This window comes from Stenotrophomonas sp. B2 (assembly GCF_014947095.1).
GTDB lineage: Bacteria > Pseudomonadota > Gammaproteobacteria > Xanthomonadales > Xanthomonadaceae > Stenotrophomonas > Stenotrophomonas maltophilia_P.
On the sequence record NZ_JADCQA010000003.1, the window covers coordinates 109824 to 129556 of the forward strand.

Annotated in this window: 20 protein-coding genes; 8 read left to right on the top strand and 12 right to left on the bottom strand. The window is 68.0% G+C overall.

What is annotated here, in order from left to right; genetic code table 11:
* The first annotated feature begins 10 nt into the window (after nucleotides 1-10).
* From IMX13_RS04275 to IMX13_RS04295, 5 genes are all read left to right on the top strand, one after another.
* Entirely contained in the window at nucleotides 11-499 is a 489-nt protein-coding gene (locus IMX13_RS04275) for a MerC domain-containing protein (RefSeq protein ID WP_193395845.1), read from the top strand.
* A gap of 116 nt (nucleotides 500-615) precedes the next feature.
* Nucleotides 616-993 carry a copper homeostasis periplasmic binding protein CopC gene (copC, locus tag IMX13_RS04280; RefSeq protein WP_053516266.1) on the top strand — a complete coding sequence of 126 codons (378 nt, stop codon included), beginning with the start codon at nucleotides 616-618 and terminating at the stop codon, nucleotides 991-993.
* Between the two features lie 9 nt (nucleotides 994-1002).
* Nucleotides 1003-1887 carry a copper homeostasis membrane protein CopD gene (copD, locus tag IMX13_RS04285; protein ID WP_111187011.1) on the top strand — a complete coding sequence of 295 codons (885 nt, stop codon included), beginning with the start codon at nucleotides 1003-1005 and terminating at the stop codon, nucleotides 1885-1887.
* A gap of 31 nt (nucleotides 1888-1918) precedes the next feature.
* Nucleotides 1919-2617 (top strand): heavy metal response regulator transcription factor, encoded by a 699-nt coding sequence (locus IMX13_RS04290; RefSeq protein ID WP_053516367.1) that lies wholly within the window; start codon nucleotides 1919-1921, stop codon nucleotides 2615-2617.
* Nucleotides 2614-4008 (top strand): heavy metal sensor histidine kinase, encoded by a 1395-nt coding sequence (locus IMX13_RS04295; RefSeq protein WP_193395846.1) that lies wholly within the window; start codon nucleotides 2614-2616, stop codon nucleotides 4006-4008. The genes IMX13_RS04290 and IMX13_RS04295 overlap by 4 nt, the downstream gene beginning before the upstream one ends.
* Here IMX13_RS04295 and IMX13_RS04300 read toward each other — a convergent pair.
* A complete protein-coding gene (locus tag IMX13_RS04300) occupies nucleotides 3968-4861 on the bottom strand; it encodes a LysR family transcriptional regulator (RefSeq protein ID WP_193395847.1) in 894 nt (297 codons plus the stop codon). The genes IMX13_RS04295 and IMX13_RS04300 overlap by 41 nt on opposite strands.
* A gap of 107 nt (nucleotides 4862-4968) precedes the next feature.
* On the opposite strand from IMX13_RS04300, the gene IMX13_RS04305 reads away from it, so the two are divergent.
* Nucleotides 4969-5712 carry an SDR family oxidoreductase gene (locus IMX13_RS04305; RefSeq protein WP_065182361.1) on the top strand — a complete coding sequence of 248 codons (744 nt, stop codon included), beginning with the start codon at nucleotides 4969-4971 and terminating at the stop codon, nucleotides 5710-5712.
* Between the two features lie 34 nt (nucleotides 5713-5746).
* Here the strand turns inward: IMX13_RS04305 and IMX13_RS04310 are convergent, their stop codons facing one another.
* The 3 genes from IMX13_RS04310 to IMX13_RS04320 all read right to left on the bottom strand — a co-directional run bounded on the left by IMX13_RS04310 (nucleotide 5747) and on the right by IMX13_RS04320 (nucleotide 8938).
* Nucleotides 5747-8101, bottom strand: coding sequence for a GH92 family glycosyl hydrolase (locus tag IMX13_RS04310; RefSeq protein ID WP_065182336.1), 2355 nt, complete (start codon nucleotides 8099-8101; stop codon nucleotides 5747-5749).
* Nucleotides 8102-8192: 91 nt separating this feature from the next.
* Nucleotides 8193-8516: a thioredoxin family protein gene (locus tag IMX13_RS04315; protein WP_193395848.1), complete on the bottom strand. Its 324-nt coding sequence runs from the start codon at nucleotides 8514-8516 to the stop codon at nucleotides 8193-8195.
* A 5-nt stretch (nucleotides 8517-8521) separates the two neighbouring features.
* The gene (locus tag IMX13_RS04320; protein ID WP_053516277.1) at nucleotides 8522-8938 is read right to left on the bottom strand and encodes a host attachment family protein; all 417 of its coding nucleotides are present in this window, start codon (nucleotides 8936-8938) and stop codon (nucleotides 8522-8524) included.
* Between the two features lie 166 nt (nucleotides 8939-9104).
* Between IMX13_RS04320 and IMX13_RS04325 the strand changes: the two genes are divergently transcribed.
* Entirely contained in the window at nucleotides 9105-9329 is a 225-nt protein-coding gene (locus IMX13_RS04325) for a hypothetical protein (RefSeq protein ID WP_053516280.1), read from the top strand.
* A gap of 29 nt (nucleotides 9330-9358) precedes the next feature.
* On the opposite strand, the gene IMX13_RS04330 is transcribed toward IMX13_RS04325, so the two are convergent.
* The 7 genes from IMX13_RS04330 to IMX13_RS04360 form a co-directional block, all read right to left on the bottom strand.
* Nucleotides 9359-10954 (bottom strand): PAS domain-containing protein, encoded by a 1596-nt coding sequence (locus IMX13_RS04330; protein WP_065182337.1) that lies wholly within the window; start codon nucleotides 10952-10954, stop codon nucleotides 9359-9361.
* A gap of 9 nt (nucleotides 10955-10963) precedes the next feature.
* Nucleotides 10964-11368, bottom strand: a complete 405-nt coding sequence (locus tag IMX13_RS04335) for a response regulator (RefSeq protein ID WP_193395849.1) — start codon at nucleotides 11366-11368, stop codon at nucleotides 10964-10966.
* Nucleotides 11369-11513: 145 nt separating this feature from the next.
* Nucleotides 11514-12968 (bottom strand): surface lipoprotein assembly modifier, encoded by a 1455-nt coding sequence (locus IMX13_RS04340; RefSeq protein ID WP_193395850.1) that lies wholly within the window; start codon nucleotides 12966-12968, stop codon nucleotides 11514-11516.
* A 91-nt stretch (nucleotides 12969-13059) separates the two neighbouring features.
* Nucleotides 13060-13824 (bottom strand): Slam-dependent surface lipoprotein, encoded by a 765-nt coding sequence (locus IMX13_RS04345; protein WP_193395851.1) that lies wholly within the window; start codon nucleotides 13822-13824, stop codon nucleotides 13060-13062.
* Between the two features lie 54 nt (nucleotides 13825-13878).
* Nucleotides 13879-17013 carry a TonB-dependent receptor gene (locus IMX13_RS04350; protein WP_193395852.1) on the bottom strand — a complete coding sequence of 1045 codons (3135 nt, stop codon included), beginning with the start codon at nucleotides 17011-17013 and terminating at the stop codon, nucleotides 13879-13881.
* A 171-nt stretch (nucleotides 17014-17184) separates the two neighbouring features.
* A complete protein-coding gene (locus IMX13_RS04355; RefSeq protein WP_193395853.1) occupies nucleotides 17185-18141 on the bottom strand; it encodes a FecR domain-containing protein in 957 nt (318 codons plus the stop codon).
* Between the two features lie 82 nt (nucleotides 18142-18223).
* The gene (locus IMX13_RS04360) at nucleotides 18224-18724 is read right to left on the bottom strand and encodes a sigma-70 family RNA polymerase sigma factor (RefSeq protein ID WP_193395854.1); all 501 of its coding nucleotides are present in this window, start codon (nucleotides 18722-18724) and stop codon (nucleotides 18224-18226) included.
* A gap of 222 nt (nucleotides 18725-18946) precedes the next feature.
* On the opposite strand from IMX13_RS04360, the gene IMX13_RS04365 reads away from it, so the two are divergent.
* The gene (locus IMX13_RS04365; RefSeq protein ID WP_180875254.1) at nucleotides 18947-19360 is read left to right on the top strand and encodes an OsmC family protein; all 414 of its coding nucleotides are present in this window, start codon (nucleotides 18947-18949) and stop codon (nucleotides 19358-19360) included.
* Here IMX13_RS04365 and IMX13_RS04370 read toward each other — a convergent pair.
* Nucleotides 19357-19686, bottom strand: a complete 330-nt coding sequence (locus tag IMX13_RS04370; RefSeq protein ID WP_065182343.1) for a hypothetical protein — start codon at nucleotides 19684-19686, stop codon at nucleotides 19357-19359. The genes IMX13_RS04365 and IMX13_RS04370 overlap by 4 nt on opposite strands.
* Nucleotides 19687-19733 lie beyond the last annotated feature (47 nt).

Sequence of the window (19733 nt, forward strand, 5' to 3'; positions counted from 1 at the left end):
ATGTAACATTATGGACCACATCCCCACCGTTCCTGCAAGGGGTCTGCCACAGCCGCCAGCATCGGCACGCTGGCATCCCCGTTTCGATCTGGCCGGCGCAGGGCTGTCATTGGCCTGCGCAGCGCACTGCATCGCGCTGCCGCTGCTGCTGGCCTTCGTCCCGGCGGCCATGATGGCGTTGCGCTCGTTCCAGCACCCCGGCCATGCCCTGATGACCACCCTGCTGCTGATGTCACGCTGGGAGTGGGCGTTCGCGTTGCTCGCCTCGCTGCTGGCGCAGGCCAGCACCGCTGCGGGCCTGCGCCGGCACCGCCACTGGCTGCCGATGCGACTGGCCCTGGCTGGGGCTGGCCTGCTGTTGTCCGCATCGCTGTATCCACCGCTGAAGGAATCGCTGCTCTGGCACGGCATGGCCACCGCCTGCGGCGGTGGGCTGCTGGCGATGGCCCACCTGTGCAACCGCCGGGCCCTGCGTGCCTGCCCAAGCGCGCGCCGATGATGGGAAGGGCGGGTCGGCCCGGCACCGGCCAACCTGACAGATCGGTAATGTCCGGGTCAGGGCCACGAAAGGTGCCCGCCGTCAGCCTGAGCGCCCCATTCCTGCAGGCACCCACCATGTCGTCTTCGCTCCGCCGCTCCGCCGCTCTGCTCCTGCTGCTGCCGGGCGTCGCCGCCGCTCCGCTGGCCCTTGCACACCCCAGCCTGGTGAAGGCAACGCCCGCCGCCGATGCCAGCGTCGCCCCTGCCAACCGCATCGAGCTGACCTTCAGCGAGCGGGTGATGCCGCGCGCCACCCGCATCGAACTGAGCATGGCCCATGGCCGCACCCTGATGGCGATGCCTGCCCTTTCCCAGCAGGTGTCGGACGATGGTCACCGGCTGGTCGTGAGTTTCGCCAAGCCGCTGCCTGCCGGAGACTATCGCCTGCAGTGGCGCGCCGTCGGCCAGGACAGCCACCCCGTCACCGGCGACTATCGTTTCAGCGTGAAGTAAGCTGCGGTGGTGATCGAACTGTCTCCCTATGCCCTGCGGCTGGCGTTGTACCTGGCCTTGATGCTGCTGTTCGGCAGGATGCTGTTCATCCGCCCTGCGCCTGCGCGTCGCATCTTCCTGCCACTGGCCGTGATCGCGCTGGCAGTCGTGCTGCTGGACGCGGCGGTGCGGGTGACAGGCGTGCTGGGGCTTCCGCTTGCCGCGGTCGATCAAGCGACCGTCGCATGGTTCACCACCGCCACACCGGTCGGCGAAGCGGCACTGGTGCGTGCGCTGGCGCTGCTGGCAATGCTGCCGCTGCTTGCCGCAAGCGCGAAAGTGGCCGGGGCACGCCGTGTCATCCTGCTGCCGCTCTCGGCGGTCGCCCTGGCAAGCCTGGCCTGGAACGGCCACGCCGCCGCCGGCGACGGCATCCGCGGTGCGCTGCGCCTGGCGGCCGGGACCGTCCACCTGCTCGCCGCAGGCGCATGGGTCGGCGCGATCGCCGCGGTGCTGCATCTGGCCCTGCGCACCCAGGGCCCTTCCCTGCGTGAACGCACCCATGAACTCTGGCAGGTGGCGCATGGTTTCGCCCTGCCCGGTACGGTAATCGTGGCCCTGCTGGCGATGACCGGCACCTATACCTACGTGGATCTGCAGGGCTCGCTGCAGACCCTGTTCAACACCGCGCACGGGCGCTGGCTGCTGTTCAAGCTGGCCCTGGTCGCGGGCATGCTCGGCCTGGCCGCGCTGCACCGCTGGCGGCTGGTGCCGGCACTCGCCACCGCCATCCGTGGCGGCTGGCAGTTCCGCCCGCTGCGCTCGCTGCGTCACAGCCTCACCTTCGAGGCCGCACTCGGGCTGCTGGTACTGGCCTGCGTGGCCGTCCTCGGCACGCTGGACCCGCTGGCATGAGGGCGGCGCTGCGCGGGCCGGCATGCACACGATGAAGCTGCTGATCGTCGAAGACGAGCCCAAGACCGGCAATTACCTGCGACAGGGCCTGATCGAAGCGGGCTACGTGGTCGATCTCGCCTGCGACGGCGTGGACGGCCTGCATCTGGCGGCAAGCGGCGAGTACCAGCTGGTCATCCTCGATGTGATGCTGCCCGGTCTCGATGGCTGGAACGTCCTGTCGCGCCTGCGCGATGCGGGGTGGCAGGTGCCGGTGCTGTTCCTGTCGGCGCGCAGCAGCATTGCCGACCGCGTGCAGGGGCTGGAACTGGGTGCCGATGATTACCTGGCCAAACCTTTCGCCTTCGCCGAGCTGCTGGCACGCGTGCGTACCCTGCTGCGACGCGGCCAGGGCCAGTCTCAGCCTGACCGCATCGTCGTCGCCGATCTGGTGGTGGATACGCTTCGCCGGCGCGTGGAGCGCGGTGGCCAGCGCATCACACTGAGCCCGAAGGAATACGCGCTGCTGGAGCTGCTGGCACGACGGCGCGGCGAGGTCCTGCCACGCTCGTTGATCGCCTCGCAGGTGTGGGACATGAATTTCGACAGCGACACCAATGTCATCGATGTGGCGATACGCCGCCTGCGCGCCAAGATCGACGATGGCTTCGCCGAAAAGCTGGTGGTCACTGTGCGCGGGATGGGCTACGTGCTGGAGGCACCCGAGGTCGAAGCAGCGCAACCGCAATGAGCCTGCGACGCTCCATTGCCGTCCGCCTCACCGTGCTGTTCGCCACGGTCGGTACGCTGGTGCTTGCTGCACTGGGCGTGGCGATCTATCTGAGCGCGCGCCATGATCTGGTCGCACAGGATTTCGCCGAACTGGAGAACAAGGCCGCGTTGATCGCCGACCTCGCCGGCAGCGGCACGTCCGATGAGCGCGCCCAGCGCCTGGGCGATGCGCTGCGCCACCATCCCGATATCGCCTTCCACATCGTCGATGAGCAGGGCGGCGTGCTCTTCTCCACCGCGCCGGAGGCCTTGCGCGCGCATGCGCGGACCCAACCCGCCGACACTGAACCGCGCCCCCATGACTGGACGCTGGCCGACGGAAGCCGCCTGCACGCCCTCAATCTGCGGCAGACGCTGGCCGATGGCAGCAGCCTGGCCACCCTGCTGGCGATCGACGATGCGCGCCATGCCGACTTCCTGCAGCGCTTCCGCCACCTGCTGGCCGTCGCTCTGGTCGCTGCTGCGGTGGCCAGCAGCCTGCTGGGGGGCTACGTCGTGCGGCAGACGCTGCGCCCACTGCGCACGCTGGCCGACGAGGCCCGCCATATCACCGCCGGACGACTGCAGCGCCGGCTCACGGCCGAGCACGTGCCCGTCGAACTGGAACAGCTGGCGCAGAGCCTGAACGGGATGCTGGCGCGGCTGCAACAGGACTTCGAGCGCCTCAGCGGGTTCTCCGGAGACCTCGCCCACGAACTGCGTACGCCGATCACCAACATGCTGACCCAGGTGCAGGTGGTGCTCGCGCACCCCCGCAGCAACGAGTCCTATCGCGAGACGCTGCTCTCCTGCGCGGAAGAGCTGCAACGGCTGGCACAGACCGTGGGCGATCTGCTCTATCTGGCCCAGGCCGAAGCACCCGGCGCCCTGCCCTCGCGCGAGGGGGTGGCGCTGGATGCGATGGTCGATGCGCTGCTGGAGTTCTACGATCTGCTGGCCGAGGAGCGCCAGCTCACGCTGCGGCGGGAAGGCAGCGCAGAAGCCAACGGCAACCGCCTGATGCTGCACCGGGCGGTCGCCAACCTGCTTTCCAACGCCCTGCAGCACGCCACGCCGGGTACGGAGATCGTGGTGCGGCTGGACGGCACCGGGCCCATGAGCCGGATTGCTGTCCACAACCTCGGTCCGTCGATTCCCATGCAGGCACTGCCCCGCTTGTTCGACCGGTTCTTCCGCGGCGAGCGCGGCCGGCACGAGGGCGCCGGGCTGGGATTGGCGATCACCCGCGCCATCGTGCAGGCCCATGGTGGATCGGTGAGCGTGGTCTCCGACGCATCGGGCACCGTGTTCGAGCTGGCCCTGCCGGGCGCTAGCGGTCCGGCGCAAACACGCCGGCAATCCAGTCGATGAATACCCGCAACCGCGGCGACGGCGTGCGGTTGCGCGGGTGAACCAGGCTCAACGGGCTGGGTGTGGGCGGCGATTCCGCCAGCAACTCCAGCAACTGACCACGTTCGATATAGGGATCCAGCCGGTAGCGCGGCGCCTGGATGATGCCGAGCCCCGCCAGTGCCGCCCCCAGGAAGGCATCTGCGCCGGATACCCGCACGGTTGCCGGCAGAGCCACATGGCGCACCTGCCCGGCCTGCTGGAACTCCAGAGGAATCAACTGTCCGCTGGCACCGGAACGGAAACCGACCATCCGATGACCGGACAGCAGCGCGTCGATGCTGTCCGGCAGCCCATGCGAACCCACGTAGGACGGTGAGGCAACGGTGACTTCGCGCAGCAGTGCCAGTCGCCGCGCGACCAGATCGCTGTCGGCCAGGGTGCCGACCCGAAGCGCGGCATCCACGCCTTCGCGCAGCAGATCCACGTAGCGATCCCCCTCGCTCACGTCCAGCTCGATGTCGGGATAGCGCTGCAGGAACTCGGGCAGGTGCGGAAACAACAGGTGCCGACCAAGCGTTCCGTGCACTTCGATGCGCAGCGTGCCGCGCGGCGGGACATCACGGAATGCGGCTTCGGCATCGTCCATGTCGGCGATCAGGCGCAGGCAGCGGCCATAGAAGGCTTCGCCCTCGAGGGTCGGCACCACCCGTCGCGTGGTCCTGTGCAACAGCCTCACCCCCAGCCGCCGCTCCAGCGCCTTGATCGCGTCGGTCACCGTGGCCCTCGGCAGCCCCAGGTCCTCTGCAGCGCGGGTGAAGCTGCGACGTTCGACGATACGGACAAAAGCGCGCAGGGCGGTGAATCGATCCATTGTTCGAACATCCGGATGATGTTGTCGGATTCTCCATGATTATCCGGACGCCAGGAACCAGCAAGATGATGGGGCGCCACGCGGGCGCGTCTTCGAAGGAAGCCTTCATGTCCAGCTCCTCTCCCCGTACCGTCGCCCTGGTCACCGGCGGCTCCCGCGGCATCGGCGCCGCGATCTCGCGTCGGCTGGCGGCCGACGGCCATGCGGTTGCGATCAACTATGCCGGCCGCCGCGAAGAGGCTGATGCCCTGGCCGCCGAGCTGGTCTCCGCCGGCGGCCAAGCCATTGCGCTGCAGGCCGACGTGGCCGATCCGCAGGCGGTGAGCCGCTTGTTCGATGCCGTCGAGGCTCGATTCGAGGGCATCGATGTGGTGGTCAACAGCGCCGGAGTGCTGCAGCTTGCGCCGCTGTCAGCCACCGACGACGCGTTGTTCGATCGGGTCACCGCCATCAATCTCAAGGGCGCCTTCAACGTGCTGCGCGAGAGCGCGCGACGCGTCCGCGACGGCGGCCGCATCGTCGCGCTGTCCACCAGCGTGGTCGGCCTCAAGCTGGAGAACTACGGTGTCTACGCCGCAAGCAAGGCGGCCGTGGAAACCCTGACGGCGATACTCAGCAAGGAGCTGCGTGGCCGTGGCATCACGGTCAATGCCGTGGCACCCGGCCCGACCGCGACCGACCTGTTCCTGGAGGGCAAGTCGCCGGAACTGATCGAGCGCCTGGCGCAGATGAATCCGCTGGAGCGGCTGGGCACGCCGGACGACATCGCCGGCGCGGTGGCTTTCCTGGCTGGAACCGACGGCGGCTGGATCAATGGCCAGGTGCTGCGAGCCAATGGCGGGATGGTGTGACAGCAAAGCCGCCGGGCATGGCCCGGCGCTACCGTTACGGCGTTGACATCGAGTACGGCGCCTGCGCGCCCTGCCCAGGCCAGTCCCTGTTCGGCTCGGCCTGCATGGTGAAGCGCAGCTCGCCCCCGGCCATGATCTCGTCGTGGCGCAGGAAGGTGCGCTGCAGCGGTTTGCCGTTCAGGGACACACTGCCCACATAGGTGTGCCTGTCATCCAGCCCCTCGGCCACGATGGTGAAGGTCCTGCCGTTGGGCAGGCGCATGGCGGTCCTTGGCAGGAACGGGCGGCCCAGGATGTACTCCCCCGAGCCCGGCGCCACCGGATAGAAGCCCAGCGCGGTGAACACGTACCACGCCGACATCTGGCCCACGTCATCGTTGCCGGCCAGGCCATCGGGACGGTCGGCGTACTGGGTGTCCATGATCTGCTTCAGGCGCGCCTGCGTGCGCCAGGGCTGACCAGCGTAGGCGTAGAGGTACGCAACGTGATGGCTGGGCTCGTTGCCATGCGCATACCAGCCGATCAGGCCGGTGATGTCTTCCATGTGCTCGAAGACCGCCGGATCGACCGTGGCGTTGAACACCTCGTCCAGCCTCGCCAGCAGCCGGTCGCTGCCGCCATGCGCGGCGGCCAGGCCCGCCACGTCCTGCGGGACGTACCACGAGTACTGCCAGGCATTGCCCTCGGTGTAGTCGGTGCCGTAGCCGCTGGCGCTGGGATCGAACGGGGTGCGGAAACTGCCGTCGCGCTTGCGCGCACGCATGAAGCCGGTGTCCTTGTCGAAGGCATTGCGCCAGTTCGCCGCACGCTTGTCGAATGTCGCCGCGATCTCGCTCCTGCCCATCGCCTGCGCCATGCGCGCGATGGTCCAGTCGTCGAACGCGTATTCCAGGGTCTTGCTGGCCGCTTCGCCCTCTTCATCGATGGGCACATACCCCAGCTCACGGTACTGCGCGATGCCGTCGTAGGGACCGTAATTGGCGGTCTCCACCATCGCGTCGAGCGCCTTTGCCGCGTCGAAGCCGCGGATGCCCTTCACATAGGCGTCGGCGATGACCGGCACCGCGTGGTAACCGATCATGCACCAGTCTTCCAGGCCGTGGAACGACCACACCGGGAGCATGCCGTACGGGCTGTGTTCGTGGTGAGCCAGCATCGAGTTGATGAAGTCGCTGTTGCGTTTTTCCGGCTGCACCAGAGTCAGCAGCGGATGCAGCGCCCGGTAGGTGTCCCACAACGAGAACGTGGAATAGTGGGCATACCCCTTGGCGACATGCACGGCGTTGTCGGGGCCGCGATACTGGCCATCCACATCCATGAACAGCGTCGGCCCCAGCATCGTGTGGTACAGGGCGGTGTAGGCGCTACGCCGCGCATGCTCCGGCGCATCGATGTCCAGCACCGACAGTGCCTGCGTCCATTCCTGCCGGGCCTGCGCACGCACGCGGTCGAAGTCGAAGTCGGCGACCTCAGCATCCAGGTTGGCGATCGCACCGGCCTCGCTCACCGGCGAGATCGCCACCTTCACCACCAGCGGAGCATCCAGCCTGCCGAAGTCGAATGTGCCGACCAGCTGGCGGCCTTCGATCTGTGCGCGCTGTGCCGGATCTTTCTCACCCGGCGGCGGGAAGCCCTTGTACACGATGTCCTGCTCGGTGTTGTGCAGCGCATGGCCTGCCAACGGTTGCGAGAAGCGCATGGCGAAATACAGCTGGCGCCCCGGCGCCCAGCCGCGGGTCTCGCGGAAACCGGTGATGGTGCCGTCCGTACGCACTCGCACCCGCGACCACAGCACCTTGCCCGGGTAGTCGTACATGCTGGTCCGCATGTCCAGCAGTACCTTGGCATCGACGCCCTTGGGGAAGGCGTAGCGATGCACACCGACCCGGGCGCTGGTGGTCAGTTCGGCGCGCACTTTGTAATCGTCCAGGGTCACCGCGTAGTAGCCCGGTTCGGCCTTTTCGTCGTCATGGCGGAAGCGCGACGCATAGCCACTGCGGGGCCGTTCGGGGTCGCCGCGTTCCAATCCCGGGTTTCCGGTGAACGGCATCACCAGGATGTCGCCGAGATCAGAATGCCCGGTTCCGGAGAAGTGGGTGTGCGAAAAGCCGACGATGCTGCTGTCGTCATAACGGTATCCGGCGGCCCAGCCGTAGGCCTTCTCACGCGGCTGGATGCGCGTGTCCGGGCTGAGCTGGACCATGCCGAAGGGTATCGTCGCGCCGGGGTAGGTATGCCCTTCACCACCGGTACCGATGAAGGGGTCCACCGAGGCATACGCCTTGTCGGCGGCGGACTTCGAAGGCGCTGCCCAGGCCGCGCCGGAGGCGAGCATGGCGGTGGCGGCGAAGGCGATCAGGAGACGACGGTCCAGCGTGGGCATCGGCATTTGGATCGATTCAGATGGTGTACCGATGCTAGCACCAGTGCCCGTGCATCGCATGCTGCAGTGCGGCCGCAGTCCCCGGTGCAGCGTGCCCTCAGTCGGACAGCGCGCCCTCCAGCGCGGCGAGATCGGCACGCACGCGCGGACGCACCACGCGTGCCACTTCCCGGCCGTCGTGCAGCAGGATCACCGTGGGCCACAGCTTCACCTGGAACGAGCGCCCGAGCGCCCGCCCTTTCCCATCCTCGATCTTCCAGTGCGCCAGATCATGTGCTTCCACGACCTCCTGCAGCGCCGGCTGTGCCGCCTGGCAATGGCCGCACCAGGGCGCACCGAATTCCAGCAGCTGCCAGCCGTCGCGCGCCTCCACTTCGGCGCGTGACGGCTCGCTGGACAGGTGCGTGCGCATGAAGGGCACCGAGGTTACCCCGCCAGGCTGCGCTGGATGTCTGCCAGCGGCGCGTTGGTCAGGTCCTTGGCGATGTCGCCCAGCAACCGTGCCTGCGTCTCCTTGTGCAGCAGCGGACGGATCCGTCCGAGCGTGGTGGGGTCGGCCACCAGCAGCAGGTGGGCATAGCGGTTGTTGAGCGCATCCTCGTTGAGCTGTTCGGCCACCTGCTTGGCGAAGGTGGCTTCGTTGAGCTGGGCGATGGACATGTCCTTGGGAACGGCACCGGCCGGGCCCTGCCCGGAGACGCCCGTCTCGCTGATGTCCTGCAGCCGCAGTTCGCCCTCCTGCTTCAGCGTGAGCTGCTGCGCGCTGCCGACATTGGTGAACACCCGGGCCGAACCACCATCGGCCACCACCACCAGCGTCCCCTCGGGAATCGTTCGTGCCATCGCTGCCTCCTCGTACGGGTTTCGAATGTTTCTGCAGCACCACCCTAGGTCGCCCGCCGTAACCGTGGCGCGCACACAATGTGATCCATTCGTTGGAATGGAAGATCGCGGCTCAACTTGCCCCGGCGCCGGCCGCTACCCACGGCATCACCGCGAGGACCCCCCCATGCATGCTGCCTCCCTGCTCCATGTCTGCTTCGCCGTTGGCCTGGCCGTCGCTGGATGCGCCGGCTGCATCCACCAGTTCCTGCAGGGCCAGCCGGTGCTCGCGCTCGGCATTGCCCTGGCTTCGCTGATGACCACGGGCACCGCGCTGGCGACGCGTCATCTGGCGGTACCGGTCGCGATGGCGCTCGCCTGCACCCTGATCGGCGCAGCCGCCACGCACTGACCCGCCCAGCCATTGAAGGAACGCAGGCGCTACCCGCGCGGCGGCGACAGGCTGGAGGTGGCATCGGTCTGCAGCAGGCTGTCGCGCTCGCGCAACGGCAAGCGGATCCACGCGTCCACGCCCTGGGGTGAGAACGCAAGTTCGCCGCTACCGCCAAGCTCGTAGGGAATGCGCTGTTCGACCAGCGCCCGACCCAGCCCGCGATGCGAAGGGACGACCCAGTCGTCGTTCACCGCGCGCCGCTCGCACCAGTGCAGGTCCAGCCAGGCTTCACCGTCGATGTCCTGCATCGACCAGGACACCTCGATCCGCGTATCGCTGTGCACCGATGCGCCGTGCGTGAGCGCGTTGCTGGCCAGTTCATGGACCGCCAGCGACAGCACCTCGGCCGCCTTGGGCGGCAGCAGCACGTCCTCCTCGCCCTGCAGAAGGAATCCGTCGGGCGCGTGTCCCTGCACCGCGATCTCCTGGTCCAGCATGCCACGCAGGCTCACCCCGGCATTGGCGCTGCGGGTGAGCAGGGTCTGCGTGCGAGAAAGCGACATGAGGCGTGCGCACAGGCGGTCAGCGTACTCGTCCACGCTGTCGACCGACTCGCGTGTGCGCCAGGCGATGGCGTGGATCGTGGCCATGATGTTGCGCACGCGGTGCTGCAGCTCGGCCAGCAATACCGCCTGCCGCTCGGTAGCACGCTTGAGATCATCGATGTCCACCGCGATGGCGAACACGCCCGTCACCTCGCCGTCGACATCGCGCAGCGGCGCCGCCGCGACCCGCGTCCAGCGGACACACCCATCATCGTGGGTGAACTGGAACTCCAGTCCGGGCACCACGGTTTCTCCGCGCAGGGCCCGTGCGATGGCGAAATCCTCGGGGGCGATCGGGCTGCCATCGGCATGCCAGCCCTGCCATCGGTGCTGGTTGACCGGATCGGCCGAGGGCACCTGGCTGCTGGGAAGATAGGCGCGCATCTGGTCGTTCGACAGCTGCATACGCCCCTGCGCATCGACAATGCACAGGCCGACCGGCAATACCTTGAACACCAGCGCCAGGCGCCGGTCGCTCTCCTGCCGCCGCCGCTCCTCGCGCTCACGCGCGGCCTGTGCCACGTGCGCTGCCGTGGTCTCGAACATGGTGACCAGCACACCGCCCACCTGCCCTTCCTCGCCGCGGAGCGGGCTGTAGGTGATGGTGAACCAGACGTCCTCCAGCCGGCCCTGCCGGGCCAGCGGGTACAACTTGTCCTCGAACGTGACGGTCTCACCCTGCCAGACCCGGTCGTAGATCGGCCCGTTGATGTGCCAGACCTCGGGCCAGCAGTCGCGGGTGGGCTGCCCCAGGCCAGCGGGATGCTTGTCGGCAAGGATCTCGGCATAGCCGTCGTTGTAGAGCTGGATGAGCTCCTGGCCCCACAGGATGATCATCGGAAACCCATGAGCCAGCATCATGTCCACGGTGGCGCGCAGATGCGCCGGCCACCGCCCAGTCGGGCCAAGCGGCGTCCCTGACCAGTCATGGCGCGCGATGCGCGCATCCATGCCGTCATGCAGTCCACCCAGACGATGCGCCGGAGGTGCTGTGCCGCGCACGGACGAGGGAGCAGCGGTATCCAATCGCCGGCCCATGCCGCGCAGTCAGACCTTGCCCGCAGCAGCCCGCGGTGCGGCGACCAGTCCGGCCAGCTGCCGGGCCAACGCGTCGATATGGTAGGGCTTGGGGCAGCGCGGCGCGCTGGCGAAGCGGCTCGGCAGGTTGTCGTCGTAACCGGAGGTCAGCAGGAACGGCGTCCCCGCCTCGGACAGGCGGTCGGCCAGCGGGTACACCTGCTCACCACCCAGGTTGATGTCCAGCAGAGCGACGTCGATCGGGTGATCATCGACCAGACGCTCCAACTCGCGCAGGTCACCGGCCGGGCCCACGACGTGCGCGCCCTTCAGCTGCAGATAGTCGGCCAGGAACATCGCAATGGCGAATTCATCTTCGGCCACCAGCACCCGCAGCCCCTGCAGCCCCTCCCGTTCATCGCCCGACTCCAGCACGCTGTACTCCCTGACACGCGCGGCCCATCCGGCCGCAATGCCCGCAGGATGCGCGAGTTGCCCTACAAGAACGCGTGATGACGGATGAAGACAACAGCGAGATCGCATTCACCTCGGCCAAACACGCTGTGTGCCCGGCCCGCGGTCAGAACGCACGCTCCCATTTCAGGCTCAGCAGGCTGCGGTCATGGCTGTACAGCCAGTCCACATTGCTGTCTATGCGGGTGTAGCGCAGGCTCAGGCTGGGCACCAGGCCTGCCACCGCCAGCCGTTCGCTGCGTACCAGCGCGATGAGGTTCTGCTCGTCGTCGTGCCGGCGCGCTTCCAGCAGCGGACTCCAGGCATCGTAGCTGCGCTCGCGCAGCGAAAGGAACAGCGTGGCGGTCGTGCCGCTCCACTGCCGCGCCGCGCCGACGCGCAGGCCGCGCTGGCGATAGGCATTGGCCGCGTCGGCCGCCCCGCTGTCGGCCAGATCGATGCCGGCGAAAACGGTCCAGCGCGGAGTGAGCGCGCGGAACCAGGTGGCGTACAGCGCTCTCATCGCGCCATCGTAGTTGTCGGCCAGCCCCGGTTGCCGATAGCGCTGGCGCTTCCAGTCCGCCTCCAGCTTCAGCAGGCTGCGCGGGTCCAGTGCGTATTGCCATTCCGCATGCGCGCCTGCGGCGCCCTGCAGGGTACGGTTACCCAGTGCCTGATAGTCGTAGCCGGGGGCCAGCAGCAGGGTGTGCCGCGCACTGCGCCAGCTGTAGCCCACCTGCACAGTGGCGTTGAGTTCGTTGTAGGCGCGGTTGTCTTTCCATGCCTGGCCGAAGGCCAACCCGCGCACATACAGGCCGTGGTGGCCGGCCAGTGCCCAGCGGCGTTCCAGGCTGCCGTCGTAGTCCACCCCCGGTGCGCGCTGGGCATCGGGCAACCTGCGCTCGATGATGCAGTCCTCGCCTACGCCGAACAGGCACGTGCGGCTGGCCGAACTGCGGTTGATGTTGTCGCTCCATGCAGGTCCGGCGGACAGTGCGCCCTTCCAGCGCCGCCGCGCCTGTAGCGCCTGCAGATACCCCTGCACCCGGCCGCGCACGCCGGCGGTGGCAGGGTCGCGGTCATCGATGTCGGCGGCGATCGCGGTGAACAGCGACGTTGCCTCCCGGTCGCGCTGGTCCTCGGCGTAGACCCGCGCCAGTTCAAGCCGCGCAGGCAGGAAATCCGGCTGCCGGGCCAGCAGGGCCTCGTACTCAAGGGCCGCGCGATGATGCTCGCCCGCAACCCGCGCCAGCGCGCCCCGCGCGTAGTGGCGCAGCAGCGGGTCATGGCCGGGAAGTTCAATGTACTCGTGCAGGAAGGCCTGCGCGGCGGGCCATTGCTGGTGCTGCAACGACAGGTACAGCGCCTGGCCCAGGTCGTCGACCGTGCGCTCCACGCGCAGGGTCCGGCCATCGAGGGTGACGGTCGGCCGATCCGGTTCGGCCTGTTGCAGCCGCTGCTGGTCCTGGCGTTGATGGCGCACGTCGTTGCCCTGCTCCAGCACGCGGCGCAGGTCATCCTGCTGGGCGTGCGCCGTGGCGGTCAGCGCCAGCAGAAGGAGGCAGTAAAGAGGGAGGCGCATGGTCGATCCGGTGTGAAGCGATGCAGCGGGCCGAAGCAGGGACTGGCGGATCGCGGCTTGTCCCTGCCCTGCCCCGTCAGGGGCGTGGCGATCAGTTCTTGCTGCCGCCGAAGGCGGTGTCGTACTGGCTGTTGCCGGCGAAGGTGGCGATACCGGCCAGGGTGGCGGCATTGGCACCGAAGAACTGGCCCTGGGTGGTGCCACTGACCGAACCGTTGGCGGTGGCCGCGCCTGCGAACGAGGCGGTGGCGCTGTTGATGGTGGCGTTGATGTTGACCGACAGGCCACCGCCGCTGAGGCCGCCCAGCAGAGTGCCGGTGCCGAAGTTGGCGCGGAAGGTGCCGCTGAGCAGGTTGCTGCCGTTGAACTTGTTCAGGCCAGCCACGCTGTAGGTGGCCACGCCGGCCGGCAGGGTGGTGCCGGCACGGTCGCCGACGAAGTAGACCTGGCGGTTGTTGAAGCCACCTGCGGCGCCGTCCTTGGACCATTCACCGAACCAGACATCGCCACTGCCGACCTTGACGAAGTTGAAGTGGCCCATGCCCGCGTGGCTGCCCGGTGCACCGGTGATCGGCATGGCCAGCGTGCGCACGGTGGTGCCATTGATGGTGGTCGGCACCGAAAAGCTGGCCAGGCCCTGGAAATCGACGCGACGGGCGTTGGACACGGTGCCGACGCCGATACCGGCCTTGCCGGCCGAGTGCGGGCCACCGTTGACCTGGGAATCACCGACGGCGACATACAGCTCGGCATCGGTCACCGGGCTGGCCGCACCGACGATGTCGGCTGCCTGCGCCGCGCCGGCCAGGGCGAAGGAGGCGGCGACCGCCAGGACGGTACTGGAGATCATTTTCATGGTGTTGCTCCTTGGGTTGAGGGAACTACGGGTACAACGCTTGAATGCAGGTGTTCAGAAGCGTGCGGTGATGCCCAGCTTGAGGGTGCGACCCGGCGCCGGCAGCGTGGACCGCGTGGCCGGGTCGACGTAGTAGCGGTTGCCGAGATTGCTGCCGACCAGCTCCACGCTGGCGTGCTCGTTGAAGCGCCAGCGCGCATACGCATCCACCGTGGTGATGTTTCCCCAGGTGAAGGGCACGTTCTGCCAGAGCAGGCTGCTGCCACCGGCCAGCAACCGGTCACGGTAGGCCTGCAGGTCCGGGTTTTCGTGGCGCCGGTAGTGGATGATGCGGCTGCCCAGCTCCAGTCGTTCGTCGAACAGGCGGGTGCCCAGTGACGCGTTGACCGACAGCTTCGGAATCGCCTGGGTCAGCAGGTAGCCGCTGACGAACCCGTCCTGCACGCAGTTCGGGACCAGGCCACGGTTGGCATCCAGCAGCACGGCACTGCTCTCGTCGCAGACCTCGTTCTCCAGCGTGCGGGCGATGCCCAGATCGGTGAAGAAGCGGCGGTTGTCGAAGCGCGCCTGCAGTTCGATGCCGCGGATGGTCTGCTTGTCGATGTTGTCGAACAGGAAGTAGGCATCGCGCTCGATCACGTTGCGGGTCTTGTGCACGTAATAGGCCAGCTTGACGTCGGCGTCGGCGGTGTTTCCGAACAGCGCCGACAGGTCGTGCACGTAACCCAGCTCGTAGTTGTAGGCATGCTCCGGCTTGAGGTCATACAGCGGGTTGAGGCTGCTGGAGAAGGCGATGGTGCTTTCGAACATGCTCGGGAAACGCACTGCTTCGCTGTAGCGCAGGTAGATGCGCGCGGCAGGCGACAGATGCGCCGTCGCCGAGAAAGTGGGCAGCCACGCGTGATCGCGCTGGCGCCGGTTGCTGCCATCCACCGGCCGCGCCTGCACGGTGTTGCCGATGCTGCAGACCAGGTCGCTGCCGGCGAACAACGGCAGCACGCCCGGGATCGCAGCCACCTCGCCGTTGAGGCACGGGTTGGTGGCACGGGCATAGTTGCCGTTGGCGTCGGGCAGCCACGCGATGTTGTGCTCCACTGCCTGCGGTGTTTCGTAATAGGCCAGCAGTCCCCGGATCGAATCATCGATCACCGAGCCCATGCCGATGCTCTCCCAGAACTCGCGTTCTGCTTCCAGCGCATCGATCTCTGCCTGCAGGCTGGCCGGTCGCTCGGGCAGCTCGTTGACCCGATAGGTAGCCTGCTTGCTGCCCACCCCCTTGGTCAGAAGCTCCGGGTGCGCGTCGAGGAAGTCGTCGAAGGCCCAGTAGCGGCTGTAGCGGACGCCGGCGTTGAGGGTGAGGACATCGAGCGGCCGCCATTCCAGGTTGAGGTAGCCCTCGCCCTCCTGGCGGCGGCCGGCACGCGGAAACATGCGCCAGCCATCAGTGGTGCCGAAGTAGGGATCGCGCGAACCCAGGCTCTCGTACTGCCAGTTGCCCCCTACGGTCAGGTCGAGGCTGGAGTGCAACGCGAAGCGGTTGCTGACCGTCAGGCCGGTGCGATCGTTGCGCGCGTTGGCCAGAGCGGTGTTGCGCAGGATCGGGCTGGCTTCCGGGTCCCATTGCGGATTGCCCGGCGCGAAGTTGGGGAAGCCGCCCGCGGTATAGGTATCGCTGTCGGTCTCGGTGCGCCACAGATTGGCATACAGATCCAGCCAGCGGCTGCCGGCCGGCTGCCAGCGATACTCCAGGTTCCAGGCATCCGAGTCGACGCGGCTCAACGGCCACTGGATGCGGCCGTAGTCCGGCGCCGACAGGATGCGCGAAGGCATGATCTCGCCGTAGTGCGAGAGCGTGTGCCGCCAGCTCGCCTTCAGCTGCTGGTCGTCATTGATCTGCCACGTCGCCTTGAGCAGCCACGACTCCTGTTCACTCGACGTATTGGGCACTTCATCACCCGGCTTGAAGTAGCGGGCCAGCGTGGTGATGTAGTCGATGCCCTGGTACTCGTACTGCTCGCGCGGGTCCTGGTCGTAGTAGTCGCTGCCCTGGCTGCCGGAGAAATAGTTGCCACGCCGGCGCCACGCATAGGCCGCCATCACGTCCACCGTCTCGCCGCGCAGGCCCAGCGCCAGTCGCCATGCCTGGTCCTCGCCATCGAATGGAGTGTTGCCGCTGCGCGACTGCACCGGCACCACCAGGGTGCGGTCGTCATAGGGCGAGTTCGGCGACCCCTGCGGGAAACCCGGCACCGTCCGGTAGTCCTCGCCGCTGTGGAGGCGTGGCAGGCGTGGCGCCACCGCGTTGCTGCTGCCTTCGATCTTCAGCTCCCCGCCGAAGCGTTCGCCGGCCGCCACGACGTCATCGATGTCGATGGTCCTGATGACCAGCGCGCCGCCGATGCCGCTGTGCACGTCACGCACCAGGCCGGGCCCCTTGATGACCTGGATGCCACCGATCAGGTTGGGATCGATGTAGTTGCGGTTGCTGACGCCGTTGTAGCCCCGCCACACCGTGAGGGCCTGTTCGCCGCCATCGATGCTCACCGGCACCCGCCCCGGCCCCTGGATGCCGCGGATGTTGATGTCCAGCGCGCCGCTGTTGCGCGCATCGCCGCTGAAAACGCCGACCAGATCCTTGACCACGTCGGCCGGGTTGGCGCCACGGAAGCGCTCCACCCGGTCCCGCCCCGAATACGCCGTGGTCAGGTCCAGCGCGAACACGTCGTCATAGCCACGGCGATCGCGCGCCTCGCCACCTTCCGGCTGCAGGCGACCGGCGACGTCCAGCGTATCGGTCACCCGCACCCCTTCCCCCTCGGCCGATGCCTGCGCTGCGTCCGCCGCGGCGCGCAGGCTCCAGGTGCCATCCAGGCCTCGCTGGGCACGCACCCCACTGCCCTGCAGCAGCCGCTGCAGCGCCTGCATCTGGCTGTACTGGCCCTGCACTGCGCTGGAACGACGCCCTTCGACCAGGTCGCTGCGGAACACCACCTGCGCATCGGCCTGGCGCCCGAACGCGCGTACCGCGTCTGCCAGCGACTGCTCCGGGATGGCGTACTGGCGCAGCGCCGCCGCTGTGCTGGGTTGCGCCTGCGCGGCCGGCACCCGGGCCAGCGGCAGCAGTGCGGTGCAGATGGCCAGGGCCAGTGTGGTGGCGCGACGGTGACAGGCAGACGCCGTGGACGGCATGGACGGAACTCCTCAAGCGTGGGGAAACCACGGGCACAGCCGCTGCCGGTGGTGTGTCTGGCTTGAGGAAAAACGGTGTTTCGCTCTGGCTGTACCTCTATAGACAGCGCACGCTGCAGGCTGCCCACGCTTTTTTCAGGCTTTTTTCATCGCGATCTAAACCTGCCGGCATCACCAGACCACCAGCGCGCCACCCGGCAGCCGCTGCACGCGCAGGCCCGCCTGGGCCGCCACTGCGGAGATGGCCGGGTCCGGCTGGCGCAGATGGAACAGGCCACTGACCCGGATCTGCTCCGCTTTTGTCCCCAGCACCCAGACCGGTGCGGCCCGATAGCGCGCCAACCGATCGATGGCCTGCGCCGCGCTCAGATCGTCGATGGCAACCTCACCGCGCCGCCAGGGTGCCACCGCGTCGCTGGCGAGGCTGCTCACCGGCTGCAGCCAGCGTCCGTCACGGAACGCGCGTGCCTGCCCTGCATGCAGCCGTTGCAGGCTGCCATCACCGGAATGTACGTCCACTACCCCTTCGCTCACCTGGGCGGTCACCACCGCGTCCTGCAACGAAACGCTGAACGCGGTACCGATGTCGCGCACCAGGCCACCGCCGGCCTCGACCCGGAACGGCCGCGCTTCATGCGCGACCCGGAACCACGCCTGGCCGCGCAGCAGCCGCAGTTGCCGCTGATCCCCATCGAATGCGACGGCCAGCGCGGTGCGGGCATCCAGCACGATCGTGCTGCCATCCTCCAGTTGCACCACACGGGGTGCATCGCCGCTACGCAGATCGCTGCGCGCCCACAATGCGACCCCGGGGAGGGCTGGGACCGCCAGCACCACCGCGGCCACGCTGGCCCACCACCAGGACAGGCGCCTGCGCGGGGCGATCGGGCGCAGGCCCTGGCGATCGGAGGTCAGTGCCGGCAGTGCGGCCAGCACCTCCGGCCCAGCCGCGTCCAGGCCGTCCCAGAATGCCTGCTGGCGGCGCCAGGCCAAGGCATGGCGCGGATCGGCCTGCAGCCATCGCTGCAGGGCCCGCTGCTGCCGGTCCGGCAACGGGCCTGCACTGCACCGGATCACCCAGCGCAACGCCTGCCTGGCCTGTCGCGGCGAGGGTTCGGACGTGGTCATGGTCGTAGCCTGTCGCACCACGAACCGGTGCGCGTGACTGTTGTGACAAGGGCGGGCGGCCTCTGCCCACGGTAATTGCAGGTCATCGGCGTGCGCCCTGCTGGTGCTGCTGGATCAGCATTGCCGCGCGCAGCACATGCTTGCCGACCAGGCTCTTGGAAATGCCCAGGCGAGCGGCGATCTCACGCTCGCTCAGGCCCAGGTAGCGGTTGAGCACGAAACACTCCCGCACCTGCGGCGGCAGCGAAAGGATGGTCCGGGTGATCTCGCGCAGCTGCGCCTGGTCCAGCGCCTGTTGCTCACCACCAACGGCATCGCCGACCTCGCACGCGTACTCGGCCATCGCCCGCCGTTCGCGTGCGTCGGCCTGGCTGCGGTTGAGGGCGTGGTGGTACGCCATGCGGTACAGGTAACCGCGCGGTTCAAGGATCGGCGGATCGCCGGGCACGCTGCTGGCCTTCAGGTACAGGTTCTGCAGGGTGTCCTCGGTGCTGGCCGGGTCCAGGTAGCGCGCGATGAAGCGTGACAACGCACGGCGCTCGCGCATCAACAGCTCGACCAGCGCCAGGGCATTGGGAGACATAGGTGCCAGGCCGGACCGGGGAATGATGGGCGTGATGGCGACGGTCCGGGACGTGATTGTAGGGCGCGGCACCCCATCACGCCCAGCCCGCACCACGGCACCCGCCACTCCCGGGATCGTCAGTCCCATTGTCACGATAGCCCTGCCACCCGATCATCACCGGTGATGGCCGCGCGGCACCGCGCCTGATCCGGCCCCACATCCCCCGCACAGGAGAAGCCCATGGCCTACGCACGCATTGTCTCGACGGCTGACAACTACCTGCACCACATCAGCAACGGCACCTTCGATGTCAACGCCGACGAGCCGGCCTCGCTGGGCGGCCAGGGCAAGGGATTCGCCCCGTTCGACCTGTACCTGGCCTCACTGGCCGCCTGCACCGCCATCACCCTGCGCATGTACGCCCAGCGCAAGGGCTGGGAGCTGGGTGAGTTCCATGCCGAACTGCGCTCGGAGCGCGATCCTGATGGTCGTTTCCATGTGCACCGCATACTGCATGCCAGCGCCGCGCTGGACGATGCCCAGTGGCAGCGACTGCTGGAGGTGGTCGAGAAGACCCCGGTCACCCTGGTGATGCGCGAAGGGGCGCGCATCACCAGCGAACGCGGCCAGAACGCCGCTCCCGGAAAGCGCTAACGGCGCGGGTGCAGCACGGTGCGCCGGCGCATCGCGTTGAACTCCCGCTCCACCTGCTGGATGTCCTCGGCCTGGAAACCCGCGGCATCCAGCATCTGGTTGGCCGCGGCGGCCGCCAGCGGATCGTCGTCACGCTGGCGCCAGCAGCGGGACGGCAGGAAATAGCCCACCTCGCTGCGCCCGCGCATGATCACCACCGGGCGGCCGGCGTACAGCAGGAACTCGGCCAGGTGCTGGCGCAGGCCCTCCACCGAGACATAGGCCGGACCGATGCCCAGCATCTGGCTGGACGTCCCGGGATTTTCGAACAGCTTGCGACGGCTCATCACACTCCTCCTTGTTGCCACGCGTGGCCTCCTTTCCCTAGACGGGC